At 43.5% G+C, this 18,350-nt stretch carries 15 protein-coding genes and 1 pseudogene; 8 read left to right on the top strand and 8 right to left on the bottom strand.

Features of this window, described 5'->3' with window-relative positions:
* Positions 1 to 214: 214 nt before the first annotated feature.
* Positions 215 to 1,309: an ornithine cyclodeaminase gene (locus FW759_RS04720; RefSeq protein WP_446442353.1), complete on the bottom strand. Its 1,095-nt coding sequence runs from the start codon at positions 1,307 to 1,309 to the stop codon at positions 215 to 217.
* Positions 1,310 to 1,477: 168 nt separating this feature from the next.
* Between FW759_RS04720 and FW759_RS04715 the strand changes: the two genes are divergently transcribed.
* From FW759_RS04715 to FW759_RS04695, 5 genes are all read left to right on the top strand, one after another.
* A complete protein-coding gene (locus FW759_RS04715; RefSeq protein ID WP_062845146.1) occupies positions 1,478 to 1,909 on the top strand; it encodes an Lrp/AsnC family transcriptional regulator in 432 nt (143 codons plus the stop codon).
* Between the two features lie 380 nt (positions 1,910 to 2,289).
* Positions 2,290 to 3,219 (top strand): NAD(P)-dependent oxidoreductase, encoded by a 930-nt coding sequence (locus FW759_RS04710; RefSeq protein ID WP_446442352.1) that lies wholly within the window; start codon positions 2,290 to 2,292, stop codon positions 3,217 to 3,219.
* Positions 3,220 to 4,761: an aldehyde dehydrogenase family protein gene (locus FW759_RS04705; RefSeq protein ID WP_446442351.1), complete on the top strand. Its 1,542-nt coding sequence runs from the start codon at positions 3,220 to 3,222 to the stop codon at positions 4,759 to 4,761.
* 18 nt (positions 4,762 to 4,779) lie between these two features.
* A complete protein-coding gene (locus FW759_RS04700; protein ID WP_095570138.1) occupies positions 4,780 to 5,943 on the top strand; it encodes a M20 aminoacylase family protein in 1,164 nt (387 codons plus the stop codon).
* 63 nt (positions 5,944 to 6,006) lie between these two features.
* Entirely contained in the window at positions 6,007 to 7,323 is a 1,317-nt protein-coding gene (locus tag FW759_RS04695) for a DUF3100 domain-containing protein (protein ID WP_062845149.1), read from the top strand.
* A gap of 225 nt (positions 7,324 to 7,548) precedes the next feature.
* Here the strand turns inward: FW759_RS04695 and FW759_RS04690 are convergent, their stop codons facing one another.
* On the bottom strand, positions 7,549 to 8,454 hold the full coding sequence (locus FW759_RS04690; protein ID WP_062845150.1) for a LysR family transcriptional regulator: 906 nt from the start codon (positions 8,452 to 8,454) through the stop codon (positions 7,549 to 7,551).
* 422 nt (positions 8,455 to 8,876) lie between these two features.
* Here FW759_RS04690 and FW759_RS04685 point away from each other — a divergent pair.
* The 3 genes and pseudogenes from FW759_RS04685 to FW759_RS04675 all read left to right on the top strand — a co-directional run.
* Positions 8,877 to 11,108: pseudogene (locus FW759_RS04685) on the top strand (heavy metal translocating P-type ATPase); the annotation flags it as partial.
* Between the two features lie 110 nt (positions 11,109 to 11,218).
* Positions 11,219 to 11,611 carry a Cu(I)-responsive transcriptional regulator gene (gene cueR / locus FW759_RS04680; protein ID WP_446442350.1) on the top strand — a complete coding sequence of 131 codons (393 nt, stop codon included), beginning with the start codon at positions 11,219 to 11,221 and terminating at the stop codon, positions 11,609 to 11,611.
* A gap of 45 nt (positions 11,612 to 11,656) precedes the next feature.
* On the top strand, positions 11,657 to 12,511 hold the full coding sequence (locus tag FW759_RS04675; protein WP_446442349.1) for a patatin-like phospholipase family protein: 855 nt from the start codon (positions 11,657 to 11,659) through the stop codon (positions 12,509 to 12,511).
* A gap of 101 nt (positions 12,512 to 12,612) precedes the next feature.
* Here the strand turns inward: FW759_RS04675 and FW759_RS04670 are convergent, their stop codons facing one another.
* The 6 genes from FW759_RS04670 to FW759_RS04645 form a co-directional block, all read right to left on the bottom strand.
* A complete protein-coding gene (locus tag FW759_RS04670) occupies positions 12,613 to 13,374 on the bottom strand; it encodes a class I SAM-dependent methyltransferase (RefSeq protein ID WP_446442348.1) in 762 nt (253 codons plus the stop codon).
* Positions 13,375 to 13,535: 161 nt separating this feature from the next.
* Entirely contained in the window at positions 13,536 to 14,336 is an 801-nt protein-coding gene (locus tag FW759_RS04665) for an IucA/IucC family C-terminal-domain containing protein (protein WP_446442347.1), read from the bottom strand.
* Positions 14,333 to 15,175, bottom strand: coding sequence for an ABC transporter ATP-binding protein (locus FW759_RS04660; RefSeq protein WP_446442346.1), 843 nt, complete (start codon positions 15,173 to 15,175; stop codon positions 14,333 to 14,335). The genes FW759_RS04665 and FW759_RS04660 overlap by 4 nt, the downstream gene beginning before the upstream one ends.
* Before the next feature lie 19 nt (positions 15,176 to 15,194).
* Entirely contained in the window at positions 15,195 to 16,232 is a 1,038-nt protein-coding gene (locus FW759_RS04655; protein ID WP_443571910.1) for a FecCD family ABC transporter permease, read from the bottom strand.
* Entirely contained in the window at positions 16,225 to 17,244 is a 1,020-nt protein-coding gene (locus FW759_RS04650) for a FecCD family ABC transporter permease (protein WP_446442345.1), read from the bottom strand. The genes FW759_RS04655 and FW759_RS04650 overlap by 8 nt, the downstream gene beginning before the upstream one ends.
* Positions 17,241 to 18,287, bottom strand: coding sequence for an ABC transporter substrate-binding protein (locus FW759_RS04645; RefSeq protein ID WP_446442344.1), 1,047 nt, complete (start codon positions 18,285 to 18,287; stop codon positions 17,241 to 17,243). Before FW759_RS04645 ends, FW759_RS04650 begins: the two co-directional genes overlap by 4 nt.
* Positions 18,288 to 18,350 lie beyond the last annotated feature (63 nt).

Raw genomic sequence — 18,350 nt, 5'->3', positions numbered from 1 at the left:
ATTAAATAAAACAATTTTTTCATCATTTAAATCTATTTTTCCTAACTACTTGGCTATAGTCAGTCCTACATAAAAAAGATATATCCCAATATCACACGCTATTGAAACAAATTTTTCTGGCTTGCTGTGCCTTCGCAGACAGAGGCGGCGCAAAATTTATCTCAGCAGCGCTCTATTTATTTTGTAGTGGATCAAATATATAGCCTCTAGCCACTTATGCCATAGACTCAGCTTCAATCGTCGCTACGCTACGATCCTTGCTATGCGCTTTCACTACCGAATAGAGGTTTTTAGGATCTTGTTGATGAGGAATCAAATCAAGTAACTCATAGGCGTCCTGTTTTTTGATCAAATCACGCAAAAATACTAAAGCCGTAAAGTCTTCTGAGGCAAAACCAACACCATCAAATACCACTAAATTATTGTCGTTGGTGCGTACGTCTTTCTCACCCTTTACGATGCGGTGAAACTCGGTCACAGGAAAATCTTGAGAAAGCTGTTGAATATCGCCTTCAACACGAGTTTGTGGTTCAAACTCTACAATGACATGATCGGCTCTTAGTAAAATGTTGGCATCCAGCTCCGTTTTGCCAGGGCAGTCGCCACCGATGGCATTGAGATAGACGCCTTTTTTGATCATGTCATCACGCAGAATGGTGGCGTTTTTCTTATCTGCGGTACAGGTAGTGATGATATCTGCACCTTCAACGGCTTCTTCTACGGTTTTGCAAATAGTAATATCTAAGCCTGAATCGGCAAGGTTATGCGCTACTTTTTCAGAGGCGGCTGGGTCAACATCATACAAGCGCACTTTTGAAATACCTACCACTGCCTTCATACCCATTGCTTGAAACTCACCTTGAGCACCGTTACCAATGAGCGCCAACGTTTCAGCATTTTTAGGCGCACAGTGTTTGGCAACCAGTGCCGAGGTCGCCGCTGTACGCAGTGCCGTTAAAATACACATTTCTGTCAATAAAATCGGATAGCCTGTGTCAACATCAGACAACACGCCAAAAGCCGCTACCGTCTGCAAATCACGCTTGGTATTGATAGGATGACCGTTAACATACTTGCACGCAAACATGTCGCCATCGCTGACAGGCATTAACTCTATGACACCATCTTTTGAGTGGGAGGCAAAACGACTGGATTTTTCAAACTGATCCCAGCGAGAAAAATCTTGCTCTAACGCATCTACCAATTCTGTTATGGTCTGTTCTATACCATGATTGCTAATCATTTTAGCCATCGCCTGTACGCTAACAAATGGCACACCTTGCTTCTGTGATACGATAAATTTAGACATTAGTTTTTCTCCATTCCATGAATATTATTTGTTAAACCGACAATCAATATGCTATCAACTATAATTGTCAGTTAAAATGTCAATAACTTATTAAATATTGATGTATTTTTGACATATTGATAAGTGCCACTTAGCATAATGTCAAAACTTGATGAAGGAAGCACTTTTATGGCGTACTACACTTATGACTCTTTAGATAGCGAACTGATATCTGAACTTCGACAAGATGGTCGAGCAACCATCTCAGACCTTGCGAAAAAACTCAAAGTCTCACGTGCCACTGTCCAAAACAGGTTGGATAGACTAATCCATAACGGCGCTATTTTAGGATTTACGATTCGAGTGCATGAGGCACTAGATAAAGAAACTGTCAAAGCAATGATGATGATTGAAGTAACAGGCAAATCTACGTCACAAGTGATTAGGAAATTACGAGGGATCCCGCAACTGATCAAGCTTCATACAACCAATGGGGCATGGGACTTGGTAGCAGAGATACATACGACAAGTTTGAGAGAATTTGATGAAGTGCTGCGTCAAGTGAGAGAAATAGATGGCATTTTGAATAGCGAAACCAGTGTTTTGCTGTCGAGTCTGTGATGTGGCTGTATCTATAATGAGGACTGGAACCTTAAAAATATTCGGTTTTTCGCTCTACATATTTTCGTGCCTCTACATTGATACAATAGAAGGTATTATTAACAATTCTAATCTGCTTATGCCTACCAAATTTAGAAAGCCTCAGTTTAACGATTGGGGTTTTTTTATACCTATTATATCAAGGCTATAGCGAAAAAATCCTGTTTACATACTGTGGTCATTTAGATGATTCATCAGCCCGTTGTGACCGCTATGCCTATTTTATAAGCGCTTCACCAATTTATAGAAACCACAAGATGTGAAAAGTAAATCAACTTGCTTGTCTTCGTGTTGCCTTTTTTAGAACACAAAAGGTTATCCGTTGTAGTTTTTCTTGATGTTTGATTGGTTACAATAAAACTGAAAGAAGATACAAAAACAAAGGAATGGGTATGAGTAAAAACACTATAGGTATCGTCGGATTGGGCCGTATGGGTAACGGTATGGCTCAGTCTTTGCTTCGTGAGGGTTTTGATGTGTTCGGCACGGACATAGGAGAAACCCAACGCCAAGCTGCTAAGGAAATCGGCGTAAACGTTGTTGCAGATATCAAAGCACTGTGTGCTGAATCTAGCGTCATCATTCTATCTTTGCCAATGGCAAAGCATGTACAAGCAGTGATTAAAGGCGATGGTGGCATCATCGACCATGCTCAGCCCAAAACCTTAATTATTGACACCTCTACCTCAGAACCAGAAGTAACACGAGCACTCTCTATAGAGCTAGATCAATTGGGCCATCAACTATTGGACTGCCCTGTCAGTGGCGGTCCAGCAGGTGCTGAGGCCGGTACTATGGTCATGGTGGTGGGCGGTGAACGTAGCTCCCTTGAACGCGCTCAGTTGTATCTAGATGCTTTGAGCTCAAAAGTGGTCTACATGGGCCAGTCTGGCAATGGACATGCCGCTAAACTCATTAATAATCTTCTGTGTGCTGCACATCTCGTGACCACTGCCGAAGCAATCGCTTTGGGTACCAAGGCAGGACTTGATCCTGAAGACCTTATTGCTGGTTTGAATGCGGGCTCAGGCCGTAGTGCGATCAGTGAAGTGAATTTCCCTCGCTGGATTCTCAATCAAAGTTTTGATTCTGGTTTCACTATGGAGCTGATGCGTAAAGATGTGCGTCTAGCAAAAAATATGATTGGTGAGATGGGATTAGAGTTGCCTTTGGCGCAACAGGTAGCCGAGATTTGGTCGCAAAGCGAAGCAAACATACCTGATCAGGATGATTTTAACTGCATCGTAAAAAATGCTGGCTTAGGAGAATAGATGATGAGTTTTATCGTAGAAGGAAATGGCGAGCAGCAAGTTGGCATATTGCTTAATGAACTACTGGGTACTTCTGAATTTGGCAGCTGGGTTGATGGAGAATTGGTGACAGGGAATGGAGACAACATCGATCTGACTAATCCAGCGACTGGTCAGGTATTTTTAACCTATCGTGATGCGGGAAAAGATATTGTTGCTGACGCCGCCGCTGCTGCCATAAAAGCCCAAAAAGTATGGTGGTCAATGACAGCCAGTGCCAGAGGTCAGTCAATGTGGAAGTGCAGTATGGAAATACGCGAAGCCGCAGAATCGTTGGCACGCTTAGAGTGTATCTCTGCAGGTAAACCTATTCGTGATTGCCGAGTTGAGGTGGCAAAAGTTGCCGAGATGTTTGAATACTATGCTGGTTGGTGTGACAAAATTATGGGACAAGTGATTCCCGTACCAACAAGTCATTTGAATTATACTCGTCATGAGCCGTATGGTGTCGTGACTCAAATCACCCCTTGGAACGCACCTATATTTACCGGAGGCTGGCAGATCGCGCCTGCCATCTGTGCAGGAAATGCCGTCTTACTAAAACCCTCTGAATTAACGCCACTAAGCACAACGGCACTCGTTAACATTCTTGAGCAAGCAGGTATCCCGCGTGGTTTAGTCAATGTCATTAATGGATTGGGACACACCACAGGTTCTGCCGCCATTGCTCATCCGGCCACTAAAAAAGTGGTTTTTGTTGGTTCACCAAAGACTGGCGCGCTCATCGCTTCGGCATCTGCGCAACGTGTCATCCCTTGCGTGTTGGAGCTGGGCGGAAAGTCAGCCAATATCATTTATCCAGATGCTGATCTGGATCGTGCGGTAGTGGGCGCACAAGCTGCCGTGTTTTCTGCGGCTGGACAGAGCTGTGTATCGGGTGCTCGGTTATTGGTCCATCGTGATGTTTATCAAGAGGTCGTGGAACGTGTTGCCTCAGCAGCCGGTAAGTTACCTGTGGGTTTGCCATGGGATGAAGGCACGATGGTCGGGCCAATTAATAATCAAAAACAATTTAATCACGTACATTCGTTAGTGTCGGACGGTATTGCTGAAGGTGCAGTTGTTGCCGCAGGCGGAAAGGCAGGTGACATTGTTGGCGGTGAAAACGGCTATTTTTATCAGCCAACCGTTTTGACCAATGTAAAAAATAATATGAGAGTCGCACAAGAAGAGATTTTTGGACCTGTGGTTTCTGTTATTTCATTTGAAGAAGAAGAAGAAGCGGTCGCGATAGCAAATGACAGTCGGTTTGGTTTAGCGGGCGCTGTTTGGACGGCTGATGTCGGCCGCGCGCATCGGATGGCCGCGCAGGTAAATGCAGGAACCTTTTGGGTAAATAGCTATAAGTCAATCAACGTCATGTCGCCATTTGGTGGTTTTGGTGAGAGCGGCTATGGTCGATCAAGTGGCTACGAAGGTTTACTCGAATATACACAGACGAAAAGTGTCTGGGTCGAAACCGCAAAAGATTCTGCTATTCAATTTGGTTATTCAATCCAATAGTACCTCAGGAGAAAATACATGTCGATTAACGAAACCTTACTAGGTGAAGTAAAACAGTGGCGTCAGCATATTCATAGTCAACCAGAGCTTGGTTTTAAAGAGTTTAAGACCTCATCATTTATTGTCGATAAGTTAAAATCCTTTGGAATTGAAGTACATCAAGGATTGGGCGGTACAGGGGTCGTCGGTATTCTAAAGAACGGCTCAGGCCCGACTATTGGCATACGAGCAGATATCGATGCGCTACCGATAAAAGAGCAAAACGATATTGAGCATAAATCCACTCATGAAAACTGTATGCATGCCTGTGGCCATGATGGTCACACGTCCGTTCTGCTCGGTACGGCAAAGTATTTAAGCCAACATAAAAACTTTAGCGGCACTATTTACTTTATCTTTCAGCCTGCTGAAGAGGTCTTAGGCGGTGCCAAGGCCATGATTGACGATGGGTTGTTTGATAAGTTCCCTATGGACGCCGTCTACGGGTTACATAACTGGCCAGGCCTACCTGTGGGAGAGATTGCGGTCAATAACGGCCCTATGATGGCGTCTTTTGATACCTTTGAAATTACGTTAACGGGTAAAGGCACTCATGCAGCGATGCCGCATTTAGGAGCAGATCCTATAGCAGCAGGTGCGGCATTGATTACTAATATTCAATCTATTGTCTCTCGTCGAATCTCTCCGCTCAAATCAGGTGTCATTAGCGTCACGCAGATGAATAGCGGTGACACAACCAACGTCATTCCTGATTACGCTATTTTAAAAGGAACGGTTCGTAGTTTTGATATGGACGTACGCCAGTCCATGCAAGACATGCTGACAGAAATGGTGACCGTACTACCGCCTTTATATGGTGTCACAGGCGAGATGGATTACCATATTCGCTATCCAGTCACCACTAATGACAGTCAAGCCTATCTTGAAATCAAAGAAGCTGCTACTAACGCGCTCGGTGCTGATAAGGTCAATACGGATGTAGAGCCATCCATGGCTTCTGAAGATTTCTCATTTATGAGTCAAGAAGTCAAAGGCGCTTATTTTTGGTTAGGTGTTGATGGTAGTAGTCCGTCTAAACCCCTACACAATGCCGCTTATGACTTTAACGACGATGCAATTGAGACAGGTATCAAAGTATGGGTTTCTTTAGTGGAATCTCAACTACCAAAAATGTCTGCATAAATTAAGTAGTAACAACACGTAGAAGTCATTATGTAGAAACCATAAATTGCAAAGGGAGTTGCTATGAATAATACCAGTGTGCTATCAAGTACGATGACTAAGTACTTATTTGATTGGAAGCTGCATTTACTAGTGATTGTCACATCACTACTTGCAGAATGGATAGGGATTATTAAGATTCCCATTGGTATTGGCGTACTGGTCTTACTGCCTTTACTCTACGCCTTCATATTTACCCTACTATTAAACCCAAATGTCATCCCAACGATGAAAGCGGTTATCTCTAAAGACCGAGCAAAATTTGCAAGTTATGCGGTTCTCTTAAGTATCATGCCTTTTATTGCAAAATTTGGTGTTGGGGTCGGTCCCAAAGTAGAAGAAATAATAGCCGCAGGTCCCGCCCTTTTACTACAAGAATTGGGCAACATAACGACTGCCCTTATTGCCTTACCTGTGGCTGTATTGGTGTTTGGTATGGGTAGAGAGGCTATTGGTGCCACTCACTCAATTGCTCGTGAACCGAATATCGCGCTTATTGCCGATAAGTATGGGCTCCAAAGTCCCGAAGGTATCGGCGTCATGGGTGTCTACGTGATGGGCACGTTGTTTGGCGCCATTTATTTCTCATTAATGGCGGGGATTATTGCCTCCATGGATATTATGGATATCCGTGCGTTGGCGATGGCTTGTGGTATTGGTAGTGGTAGTATGATGGGTGCTTGTTCAGCAGCGCTCGCGGAAACGGTGCCTGAGCAAGCGGAGACTATTACTGCCTTTGCAGCGACCTCTAACCTTCTGACTTACGCGACAGGGCTATTTGTCAGTTTGTTTATTGCCCTACCATTCACAGAGTTTTTATATAAAATCACTAGCAAGTTTAAGAAAAAGAATAATAGTACTGCTGCTATACAAACAGATCCTAGTTTAAAGATACCAGAGCAATCTATCTTATCAGTCACGCAGTCTTTGTCTCTATTAGCGGTTATCTGTATCATTCTATTACTCAGTAATTGGGTGGGACAAGGCGTTGATCCAATCTCTGCCCTACCTGCCATGTTAATTCTGTTCGCGTGTTGTATCGTTGGCGTCTTATTAAAGGAAATCATTCCTGTCAACGTCCCCGCTATCGCTTGGATATCTATTGTGGCTATTTTGATATCTCTGCCACAGTTTCCAATGAGCGAGTATGTCTTAGTAGAAACAGATAAGTTAGGCGTGTTACAGCTTATTACGCCGGTACTTGCCTACGCAGGGTTTGCTATCTCTCAGATGGAAGTAAATTTGTTTAAAAAATCTGGATTTAAAATTGCCGTGGTTGCCTTACTTACCTTCACTGGCACTTTCTTGGGTTCTGCCGTAGTGGCCCAAGCCTTATTGTAAAAGGTATCCATCTGTATTGTCTCATGGGTCACGGCACTGACGAATCGTCTGTGCTTGGCCTGATGGGAAGGTATAGTTGAAAAACAATAAAAGCGCTACGGTACGGCTCATATCAACTTTTGCAGCCTCTGTCTACGCACACGCAGCAAGCCAGAATATTAATAGGGGCATTGATATGAGCGTTGCATGATGTATCGATATTACTTTTCACTGACTATAGGCTGCTTATAAATCTTTCATCCATAACTTCAGATGCTGTAGCAATTCATGCGGACCTTGAGAGAGATGACGACCCAACCGCGTGACAAGATGAGCTTCACCGCTTGCCAGCAGCGTATTGTCTATGGGGATTGCAATCAGGTGTCCGTCTTCGACTTCTTTGGACACGACAAAATATGGTAAAAAAGTAAACCCCATATTGGAGCGAGCAAAATTCTTTAGTACATTAAATGAGTCAGTGGTTAAGATAGGATTAAATCGAATCTTTTGTTGAAACTCGGCCATCGCTAATAACTGACGGACGCCAAAACGACTCTCAGCCAGTCCCACTGGATATTCTAAAAGCGCTTCCAATCGCATCGGTTTATTTCGATCAGCCAATGGGTGGTCAGGCGAGACAATAACATACATTGGCTGATCACTGACTACCTGCGAGCGGATGCGCGGATGACTGCTGGAATGGAACACTAGCCCAATATGTGCTTCATCCTCTTCAACCTGACGAATCACTTCGTTTGATCCACCCGTACTGATTGACAGTGTTAACTCAGGATATAAACGGGAAAACTCAGACAATGGGCCAAGCATCAAATCCGCAATAAAACCATCGCCCACGGCTAACTTTATATGCCCCCGCTGTAATCCCAATAGCGCCTGTAATTTGGACACACAAGCCTCTTCAGCAGAAAGTGATTCTCGATAAAATCGTAAGAGAACACTACCCGCTTCTGTCGGCGTTACCCCTTTGCGGTGCCGTTCAATCAGAGTACATGTCAACTCTTCTTCTAACAGAGATATTTGTCGGCTGATGGCCGAGGGCGCAATATTGAGCTTATCTGCAGCAGCTCTAATCGTACCCATCGTTACCGCCTCATAAAGATAAGATAACCGCTTGCCATTAATCTCTGTCATTGCTTGTCCTTGCGATCTTCTGAGTGTTATTGAATAAGTGCAGCACTTTGACTCACGTATTGAGCCATGAGAGTCAGTGTCGGCATACCATTTGGTCTACCTTGCAGAAGTGCCAGTGGTATATCAAAAAGTATACCCCAAATAAGTCAGCCAAACAGACCTCTTACTCAGTTAATAGATCACTTAAAACAGACTGCCACAATTCATATTTCCAATTTGTAGTTTCATCTCCTCTCTCCAAATGAGTGTTTATTTCATGACAAAGCTTAAGTCTTATCATTGATGGCAAGGTCAAACATATTTTTTGAAAAGCAGGCTTGACCTTACCATCATGTCAACCTATATGCTATTGATAACAGATTGAAATGATAGAGGTTGTTATGAATCCAAAAAATACTAAGCCTTATCTTTATAGCGAGATCGTCTCGATTGAAGGCATGACTTGTGCTTCCTGTGTGGGACGAGTAGAAAGAGCATTAAAAAAGGTTGAAGGTGTACAACAAGCTAACGTCAACCTTGCTACCGAACAAGCATGGGTGCAAGGTAATACTCAGATAAATAGTGGTGATCTGATTCAAGCGATCAAAAAAGCGGGATACCATGCTAAGCAGGTTGAGCAAAATAAGAGTGAACAAAAAGATAAGAAAGCCACGGAACAGCAGCAGCTCAAACGAGATTTAATCATCTCTTTGATTTTGGCCGCTCCTGTTTTTGTTCTAGAAATGGGTTCACATATGATTCCCGCTTTTCATAGTTGGGTCATGCAAAATATCGGTACGCAACCAAGCTGGCTGATTCAATGTGTTTTGACGACGTTGGTACTCGTTTTTCCAGGGAGGCGTTTTTATCAAAAAGGTATTCCGGCATTATGGCGCTTTGCCCCAGATATGAATACATTGGTAGCGGTTGGTACATTGGCAGCTTATAGCTTTTCTCTAATAGCAACCTTTGCTCCAAAAATCTTACCCGAAGGCACTGTGAATGTCTATTACGAGGCGGCAGCTGTGATTGTGAGTTTGATATTGTTAGGGCGTTATTTTGAGGCAAAAGCCAAAGGACGTACCTCTCAAGCTATTCAACATCTAGTAGGCATGCAAGCAAAAACAGCGCGTGTTTACGATAATAAACAAGTGATTGAAGTACCTATTGCAGAAGTGACCAAAGAAATGATTGTTGAGATTCGTCCTGGCGATCGTGTTCCTGTCGATGGTGAAGTGGTTGAAGGTCAAAGCTATATTGATGAATCCATGATCACAGGTGAACCAATTCCTGTCAAAAAGCAAATAGGTGATCAAGTGGTAGGAGGAACCGTCAATCAAAATGGCACATTGAATTTTCGAGCCACAGCCATTGGCGACTCTTCGGTATTGGCGCAAATCATTCGTATGGTTGAACAGGCTCAAGGCGCTAAATTACCGATTCAAGCATTGGTTGATAAAGTCACCATGTGGTTTGTACCCATCGTATTACTCTTAGCCGCTCTAACTTTTATGCTCTGGTTTGTTTTTGGTCCTGAGCCTACATTGACGTTTGCTCTTGTCAATGCAGTTGCCGTCCTAATTATTGCTTGTCCCTGTGCAATGGGATTGGCAACCCCTACCTCTATCATGGTTGGCACAGGTCGCGGTGCAGAAATGGGGGTGTTGTTCCGTAAAGGAGAAGCATTACAAGCTTTGCGGGACGTTGAAGTCATTGCTGTCGATAAGACAGGCACATTAACTCAAGGTAAACCAACCTTGACAGATTTTTATGTACAGCAAGGGTTCGATCATGAGCAAGTCTTGCGCATTGTGGCATCGGTCGAAGCAAAGTCTGAGCATCCAATTGCGGTGGCCATTGTTCAGGCCGCAGAACAGAAAGATCTCCATTTATTATCCATTACCGTCTTTGAGTCGGTGACTGGATTAGGAATCAAAGCAGAAGTTGCAGATCAGGCTATCTACATCGGCGCTGATCGTTATATGCAGCAGTTGGCAGTTGATATCACACCCTTAAAAAATGAAGCGGCACGCTTAGGACAAGAAGGTAAAACCCCACTTTATGTCGCGATTGACCAAAAGTTGGCAGCCATTATTGCCGTTGCAGATCCCATCAAGGACACCACTTATGCCGCTATTACAGGTTTGCATCAATTGGGCTTGAAAGTTGCAATGATTACAGGCGACAATCGGCATACTGCGCAAGCAATTGCAGCAAAATTACATATTGACCAAGTGGTCGCAGAAGTGCTGCCTGATGGTAAAGTGGATGCGTTACGTCAATTACAACAACAGTATGGACGAGTGGCTTTCGTTGGCGATGGGATCAATGATGCCCCTGCTCTCGCTCAAGCGGATGTTGGTCTGGCGATTGGGACAGGGACAGATGTAGCGATCGAAGCAGCGGACGTGGTATTAATGTCGGGTAGTCTACAAGGGGTTCTTAATGCGATTGCCTTAAGTAAGGCCACCATCAAAAACATCCAACAAAATTTATTTTGGGCATTTTTCTATAATGTTGCTTTAATTCCAATTGCCGCAGGGGTCTTATATCCAGCCTTTGGAATTTTGTTGTCACCAATTTTTGCCGCAGGCGCAATGGCACTGTCCTCTGTTTTTGTATTAGGTAACGCCTTACGCTTAAAGTATTTTCAGATACCAGCGATTAAAGCGTAGACACTGTTAATATAGGATTAGAGTCGCTATGTAGGGTTAAAACCGCTATTTAAAGTCGCTGTGCAAAATAGTCGTTTGGCTTTCACTCTTTTTATATCAGGAGGACAGATATGAATATCGGTCAGGCATCGGAGCAATCAGGAATCTCCCCCAAAATGATTCGCTATTATGAACAGATAGGACTGCTTGATAGCGCAAAACGCTCGAATGCAGGTTATCGCATATACTCTAAGCAAGATATCAAAAACTTGTGCTTTGTAAGACAAGCTCGCGATTTGGGTTTTTCCTCCAAACAGATGAAAGAGCTACTCTATTTGTGGAAAAACACAGATCGACAGAGTGCGGATGTGAAACAATTGACACTGACGCATATAGAAACTTTAAACCAAAAAATAGCTCAATTACAAGATATCGTGAGTGCGTTACAGCTCTCTGCTGATCATTGCTCAGGTGATGAAAACGCAGACTGTGCCATACTAAAAGATCTAGAACAAAGTAAATAGAAAAATATTCACTAGAATATACTCATCATTGACTCGAGGTTTTCAATGCTAGCACAACATCGACAAGCCCTAGTGGTTGAAGGCGGCGGCATGCGTGGCGCATTTACCAGTGGTGTTTTAGACGCCTTTTTAGAACAACAATTCAATCCTTTTGATCTTTGTGTGGGGGTTTCTTCAGGTTCAACCAACGTTGCTAACTATTTGGCAGCACAACAAGGTCGTACCCTACACATTTACTTGGATCACTCCCTCCGATCTGAATTTATTCACTATGGTCGTTTTTTTAGAGGTGGTGACTTACTGGATTTAAAGTGGATGTGGAACGTAGTCGAACAGGAATATCCACTGAATCAAGCACAGTTATTTGCCAATCCTGCGGAATTTTACATGGTATTGACGCATGCTATCTCAGGAGAAGCCACTTATATCAAAGCGTCTAAAGACAATATTTTGGATGGATTAAGAGCTTCAAGTTCTATCCCAGTACTGACTCGGCAAGCGGTTGAGATATGCGGCGAACCTTATTTTGACGGTGGTGTAGCGGATGCTTTGCCTGTACATTGGGCAGCTAAGCAAGATAATGTCGCTAAACTCATGGTCATACGTACGCGCCCGCAAAACTACGCTAAATCAAGCCGCAAAGGCGACCAGCTATTGGCCAAATATTTTGCTAAGCAGCAATCTGGTTTTTCCCAAAGTCTATTAACACGAACCCAGCGCTACAATGATGCGGTACAATTTTTACAGACTTCATCATCACAGAATCTCTTAGAGGTTTGTCCACCTGACTTAAAAAATATGGCGAGTCGATTGTCCAAAAATAAAGCTAAAATCCGTTATAGCTATGCGGTAGGACTGGAAGCTGGATACCAAGCGATTGAAGATTGGCATAAGCTTTAACCTAGAGAGTGCGGTAAAAAACGATGTCATATTGTTAGGACGAGCCAATGAGCCTTTTTGATGCCTACAAAATATCTATCGCTACCTTACCTTCTCCAAACTTATTGATTCTTTATTTTGCCAGCACGGATGGATAATGGCCAAGTGACTTTTTTCTTAGTTTCAGGATGTCCCCATTCAGGTAGCAAAACGACTCTAAGCTGATCGACTGGATTGAAGCCCAGTACCTTTTTTGCTTCTTTGACGGCTGACCACGTATTAAAATAGCCAATAAGTTCGTCTAAACTCCAGAACTCCTGCATATTGACAGTAGGCACTTTGATTTCTGCAAATGGAAAAGGCAGGCTTTGATAACCATTTTCTACATGCTGTCGTTCTGCTGGCCAATACGGTGCAATGGTTTGATAATAAAACTGCTGAACAAGGGCATCAACTGCCCCTTCTACATGCAAAACACCATAGGTAATTAGAGCTAAAATACCATTAGGTCTAGCTATACGCGTCACTTCTTTATAGAATTTCTCTAAGTTTAGCCAATGCGCGGCTTGAGCAACGGTAATCAAATCTACTGATTCATCTGCCAATCCACTTTGCTCAGCCAGCGCGGTTCGATAGATCACATTGTCTTTCTTTTTGGCTTTGGCGATTTGGGCTGAGCTTGCATCAGTGGCAATCACTTCGTCAAACCTTTCGGCCAACAATACAGAAAGCTGTCCTGTACCACACCCACAGTCGAGCACACGGTTTTGAGCAGCACATAGTTCAGCAAGCTTATCTATTAGGTCAAGAGGATATGAAGGGCGATAAGTGGCATACCCTTCAGAACCTTTGGAGAAATGATCTTTAAACGCTAAGTCTTTCATGCTTTCATCCATTATTTGGTTTTGTACTTATATCATAGTTCGCGATATAGCTTAGAAACACCACTTATTTGTGTATCCTAAGCCTGTTTATAGCTTACTAAAAGCAGATCAAACCATTAATATCCATAGTGTTATACCTATAAAACATTAGGTCATAGCTTCTACCTCTTTTTCTTCTTAGGCTTCACGACCAATAATGGACAGTTACTACAATACTCCATAGGATCAGTGGCTTTATAATAAAAGCAGCAACTTTTTCTTAACCGAATTAAGCCACTATCCTCAGTCAGTTTTATTTTTCTAACGTCATAGCGTTTTAATGGATTATGATCGATACCAAATATCTCAGGCGCAGCTTCCTTTATCAAATACGCATAATCTTGTTTGACTTTTTCTTGGATTATTGGAGATGTGGTGGTGATTTTTTTCTCGTATAGCGAATATACCCGCACTGCTGTGTTTTCCCACAAAATGCGCGGATGGATTTTTGTCACATCAACCATGACCTGCCATAGTAAAGCCAAATGATTGGCAAAAAGGTTTTTGACCACCATTTCTCTCCATTTTTCCCTGTCCTTACTGCTGGTAGGATGGCTAACACGGCAATCATGGATGGGCATTTTTGACTGCCATAATCTGTCTGTATACTGATAATCCAAAAAGCAGTTTTGTGCTGACATATCAAGCCCTGCATCATAAACAGTCATAGCATAAAAACTGGCTGCCGTGGCCAAATAAGCATAACGTTTACTTAATAAGGAAGCGGTGACTTTGAGTGAGGGTGAATGGATGATTGGGGTAAGGTGATATAGCAGTTTTTCACATTGTTCATGATCGAGCAGTTGCGGCAGCCAAATAGACGTTGCAGGATTTCTCTGAGTGGCATCCATTAAGCCAAAGGACTGACAAAGATGCTGCCACCGCTTAGCATTATCGAAAGCGTCAGTAGAATAAGCAGTCATGACAGGACACTTTTTTGGTCATCAATTTGACCGCTTGTCGCCAAAGAAGCGCGTTTATTGCCTTTACCAAACGGAATACACATCGGCGTCCCAAATATGGGATCAGTGGTGATATGACAATCCAATCCAAAAATATGACGCACATTCTGTGCATCCAAAATATCAGAAGGATCACCTTTGGTAAATACTTTTTTGTCCGCAATCGCGACCATAAAATGAGCGTAGCGGCAGGCCAGATTTAGATCGTGCAATACCATCACAATCGTTTTATTTTGCTCGCGGTTGAGATCATAGAGTAAGTCCAAAACATCGATTTGATGCGCAAGATCTAAATAGGTCGTTGGCTCATCTAATAATATAACGTCGGTATCCTGTGCCAACGTCATGGCAATCCATGCTCGTTGTCTTTGTCCGCCAGATAAAGAATCCACAGAGCGGTCTTTTAAGTCCAATAAGCTGGCACGCTCTAGCGCCTCCATGACTTTTTGTTCATCCGTTTCTGACCATTGTTTGAGCCAGTTTTGATGAGGGTAGCGCCCCATACGCACCAATTGATAAACACTCATTGATTCAGGCGCTTGCGGAGATTGAGGAAGAATTGATAGCTCTCTTGCTACTTGTGACGTGGAGCGTTGCTGGATATCAGCGCCGTTCAATATGACTTGACCTTGTTTGGGATTAATAAGCCTTGCAAACGCTTTTAATAAGGTACTCTTTCCACACCCATTGCTACCCACAAAGACGGTGATTTTTCCTTTCGGAATGTCAATATCTAACTGATCAATGATCGCTTGTTGATGATAGCCAAGCGTCAATGACTGACCTTGTAATGGATTCATAGCTGCGTCCTTTACGGGGTTATTTATTTTTGATTAAAAGGTAAACGAAAAAAGGCGTTCCCATGACCGCCACAAAGACACCTGCTGGTAAATCCAAGGGTAAAAATGCTGTTCGTCCAATCAGATCGGCCAACATCACCAAATTGGCACCAACCAGTGCGCTGGTGACCGCTAATCCTGCAAAAGTACGAGCGACAAGTTGTTTTGCAATATGTGGTGCAATCAAACCTACAAACGCAATCGCTCCAGCAAAAGCGACCGCGATGGCAGCAAAAGCCACAGCCAACAGTAGCAACAACATCCGCTCGCGCTCAGGCTTCAACCCCAAACCTGTCATAATGCTATCATCAAGCTCATGCAAACTGATGCAGCGTGAAGCCAGCATCAAAAAAGGGAGCAAACCCAATAACCATATCGCAAAATAGCGCACATCTTGCCAGATGGTGCCATAAACGCTACCTGTCAACCACACATAAGCAGACAAAGAAGAAGTCAGCGGACTCAGCACCAATAGCAGTGTCGTTATAGAGCCCATCACAGCGGACAGACCAATACCAACCAAGATCAAACGCATCGGCGTGATACCACGCTTCCACGCCAACAGATAAATGAGAAAAGCGGTAAACCAAGCCCCAATCATGGCAAAGACAGGCAGTAGTTGCATGCTCATAATAGGCGCTAAAAAAGACATAAAAAAGATGGCAGACGCTGATGCTCCAGTCGTCACTCCTAAAATATCAGGAGACGCCAGCGGGTTTCGAACGATACTTTGCAATATCAATCCAGACAAAGACAAGGCGATGCCTACAAGAGCCGCCATGACAATGCGAGGAAACCTTAGCGTATCAACGATAAAGCCAATCCCACTTTTATCTGTCACTCCTAACTCATTGAGTACCCTAATGACTTGCCATAGCGACAGCGGCACTTTGCCAATGCATAATGACACGAGTAAATGAGCGACCGTTAGACAAATCAGACCTGTCACGATGACCACCGTGCGAGTATTGATGATACGAGAAAAAGAACCTATCCGTAACGAGTACGTATTAACCATGACGCATGCCTCGCCGAATCAAATAGATAAATAACGGCGCACCAAGAAAGGCCGTCATCACACCTATCGGAATCTCTTGAGGAAAAATAATCACGCGGGCCACCATATCTGCAATCAATAGCAACAAAGCGCCGAATATCATACAGCCAGGAATCAGCCATTCGTGCGCGATAGCAGTAGACATCAGTTTTCGCACAATGTGTGGCACAATCAAACCCACAAAAACAATATTGCCTGCCATTGCAACCGCACACCCTGCCAGCACAGTAACAGCGAGTCCCATTGTCATTTGAACCAAGGCTGTTCGCTGCCCCAGCCCTTTGGATATTTCATCACCCGCCATCAAAATATTGATAGGCTTGGCAAGTAAAAAAGCCCCTATCAGTGCAACGCCGATATAGGGCAATAAGGTTGTAAGCGTATCCAACTGACGATTCGCCACCGAACCTGCCAGCCAAAATAAAATACTGTCCAAGCCTTCTTGATCGATAACCAATAAAGCTTGTGTAAATGAGCCAAAAAGCGCGGTGATGGCAGCGCCTGCCAATACAATCCTAATCGGGTTGAACCTTCCTGTACCCATCGTTCCTATTGCATAAACCATAGCGCCTGCCACAAACGCACCCAGCAATGCTGCCCACATATACTGCTGCATCGAATCCAATTGAAAGATCATCGAGCAAATAATAATACTGAACGTTGCACCTGCATTAATACCAAATATACTTGGGGACGCCAAAGGATTGCGTGTTAACGCTTGCATCAGACAGCCAGACACAGCAAGACAACCGCCGACGACCAGCGCAATCACACTTCGCGATAGGCGCGTCGTCGTCACCAATATGTGATCGAGATTGAATAAGTCAGGATTGAATAAGGCTTGCATGACTGTGAGTGGCGATATAAAAGTAGACCCAATACATAAACTCAACACAAAACTGATAAGTAGCAGTGTCGTTCCGAGGATTAATATCAATAAAGGTTTTTGGGCATTTTGCCACCAAGAAATCATTGCAACTTTCCTTGATGTGGGATTTGATTTAGATCTTGATTTGAGCCTTGAGTCGGACTTTGATAGGGAGGATGAAAAATAGTATCTACTTCATCTAACATGTGGTTTGCACTAATGATACCGCCTGCCAAGCTCCAATAAATGTTATCAACATGATAAATATGATGGGTCTTGGCAGCCTTTGTTCGCTGCCACAATAAATGCTGCGACCAAGATTGATAGTTTTTCTTGACTGCGGCATCGTCTTTCATCAGCACAAAGTACATATCTGCATCGATAAGAGGAATGCTCTCTTTACTCACTAATTTTTGCGGCGCCCATTGGCTGTCTTCAACAACCTGTGGCCATTTAAAGCCCAAATCCGATAAGATGGAACCTGAAAAGCTATTGGGCGTGTATAAACGCACATGGTCAGATCGAAAGTCTAATAAAGATATTTTTTGCGGCCAGTCTTTGCCAAAATGCCCTTGTAACTTGTGACGAGTATCGATGATACGTTTTTGCCAATCAGTAAGCAGTTGATTGGTCTTCTTCTCTCTGCCAAGTGCCTTTCCTGTTATTTTTAGGGTTTGACGAAAGTCATATACCTCTTCTAGCGCTATCGTGGGGGCAATTTGCGATAAAATGCCATAGATTTTTTCACTTCTATATCTGGAAGCGATAATCAAATCCGGCTTTAATAATGCAATATCTTCTAAACTCGGCTGCGTCTCTAGCCCCACATAAGTGACATTTTTAAGCTGGGGGCGTAGGTACGAATACATGGGTTTTTGCGCCCAAGACTCGACCATACCGACTGGTTCGACACCCAAAGCGACAAGTGTGTCTGTTGCGCCTTGGAATAGACTCACCACTCTCTTTGGTTGCCCATGAATCACCGTCTCACCAAGCGCATGTTTGACTGTGCGGGTACTGGTATTGTCAGCTGCGTGTGCGGATACGGCACAAAACCCTAAATGTAACGCAATAAAGGCAAAGCACATCACACTCAGCGCTTTGCCTTTATGTTTTTGATCAAAACATCGCTCTATATCACCTTTCATTATCAATAGTTTTATAGCCAAACCACTTTCTCTCTCATTGTATCTATCGTTCAAACGCGTATC

This window comes from Psychrobacter sp. 1176_08, from assembly GCF_052850615.1.
This window is presented reverse-complemented; position numbering and strand designations above follow the sequence as displayed.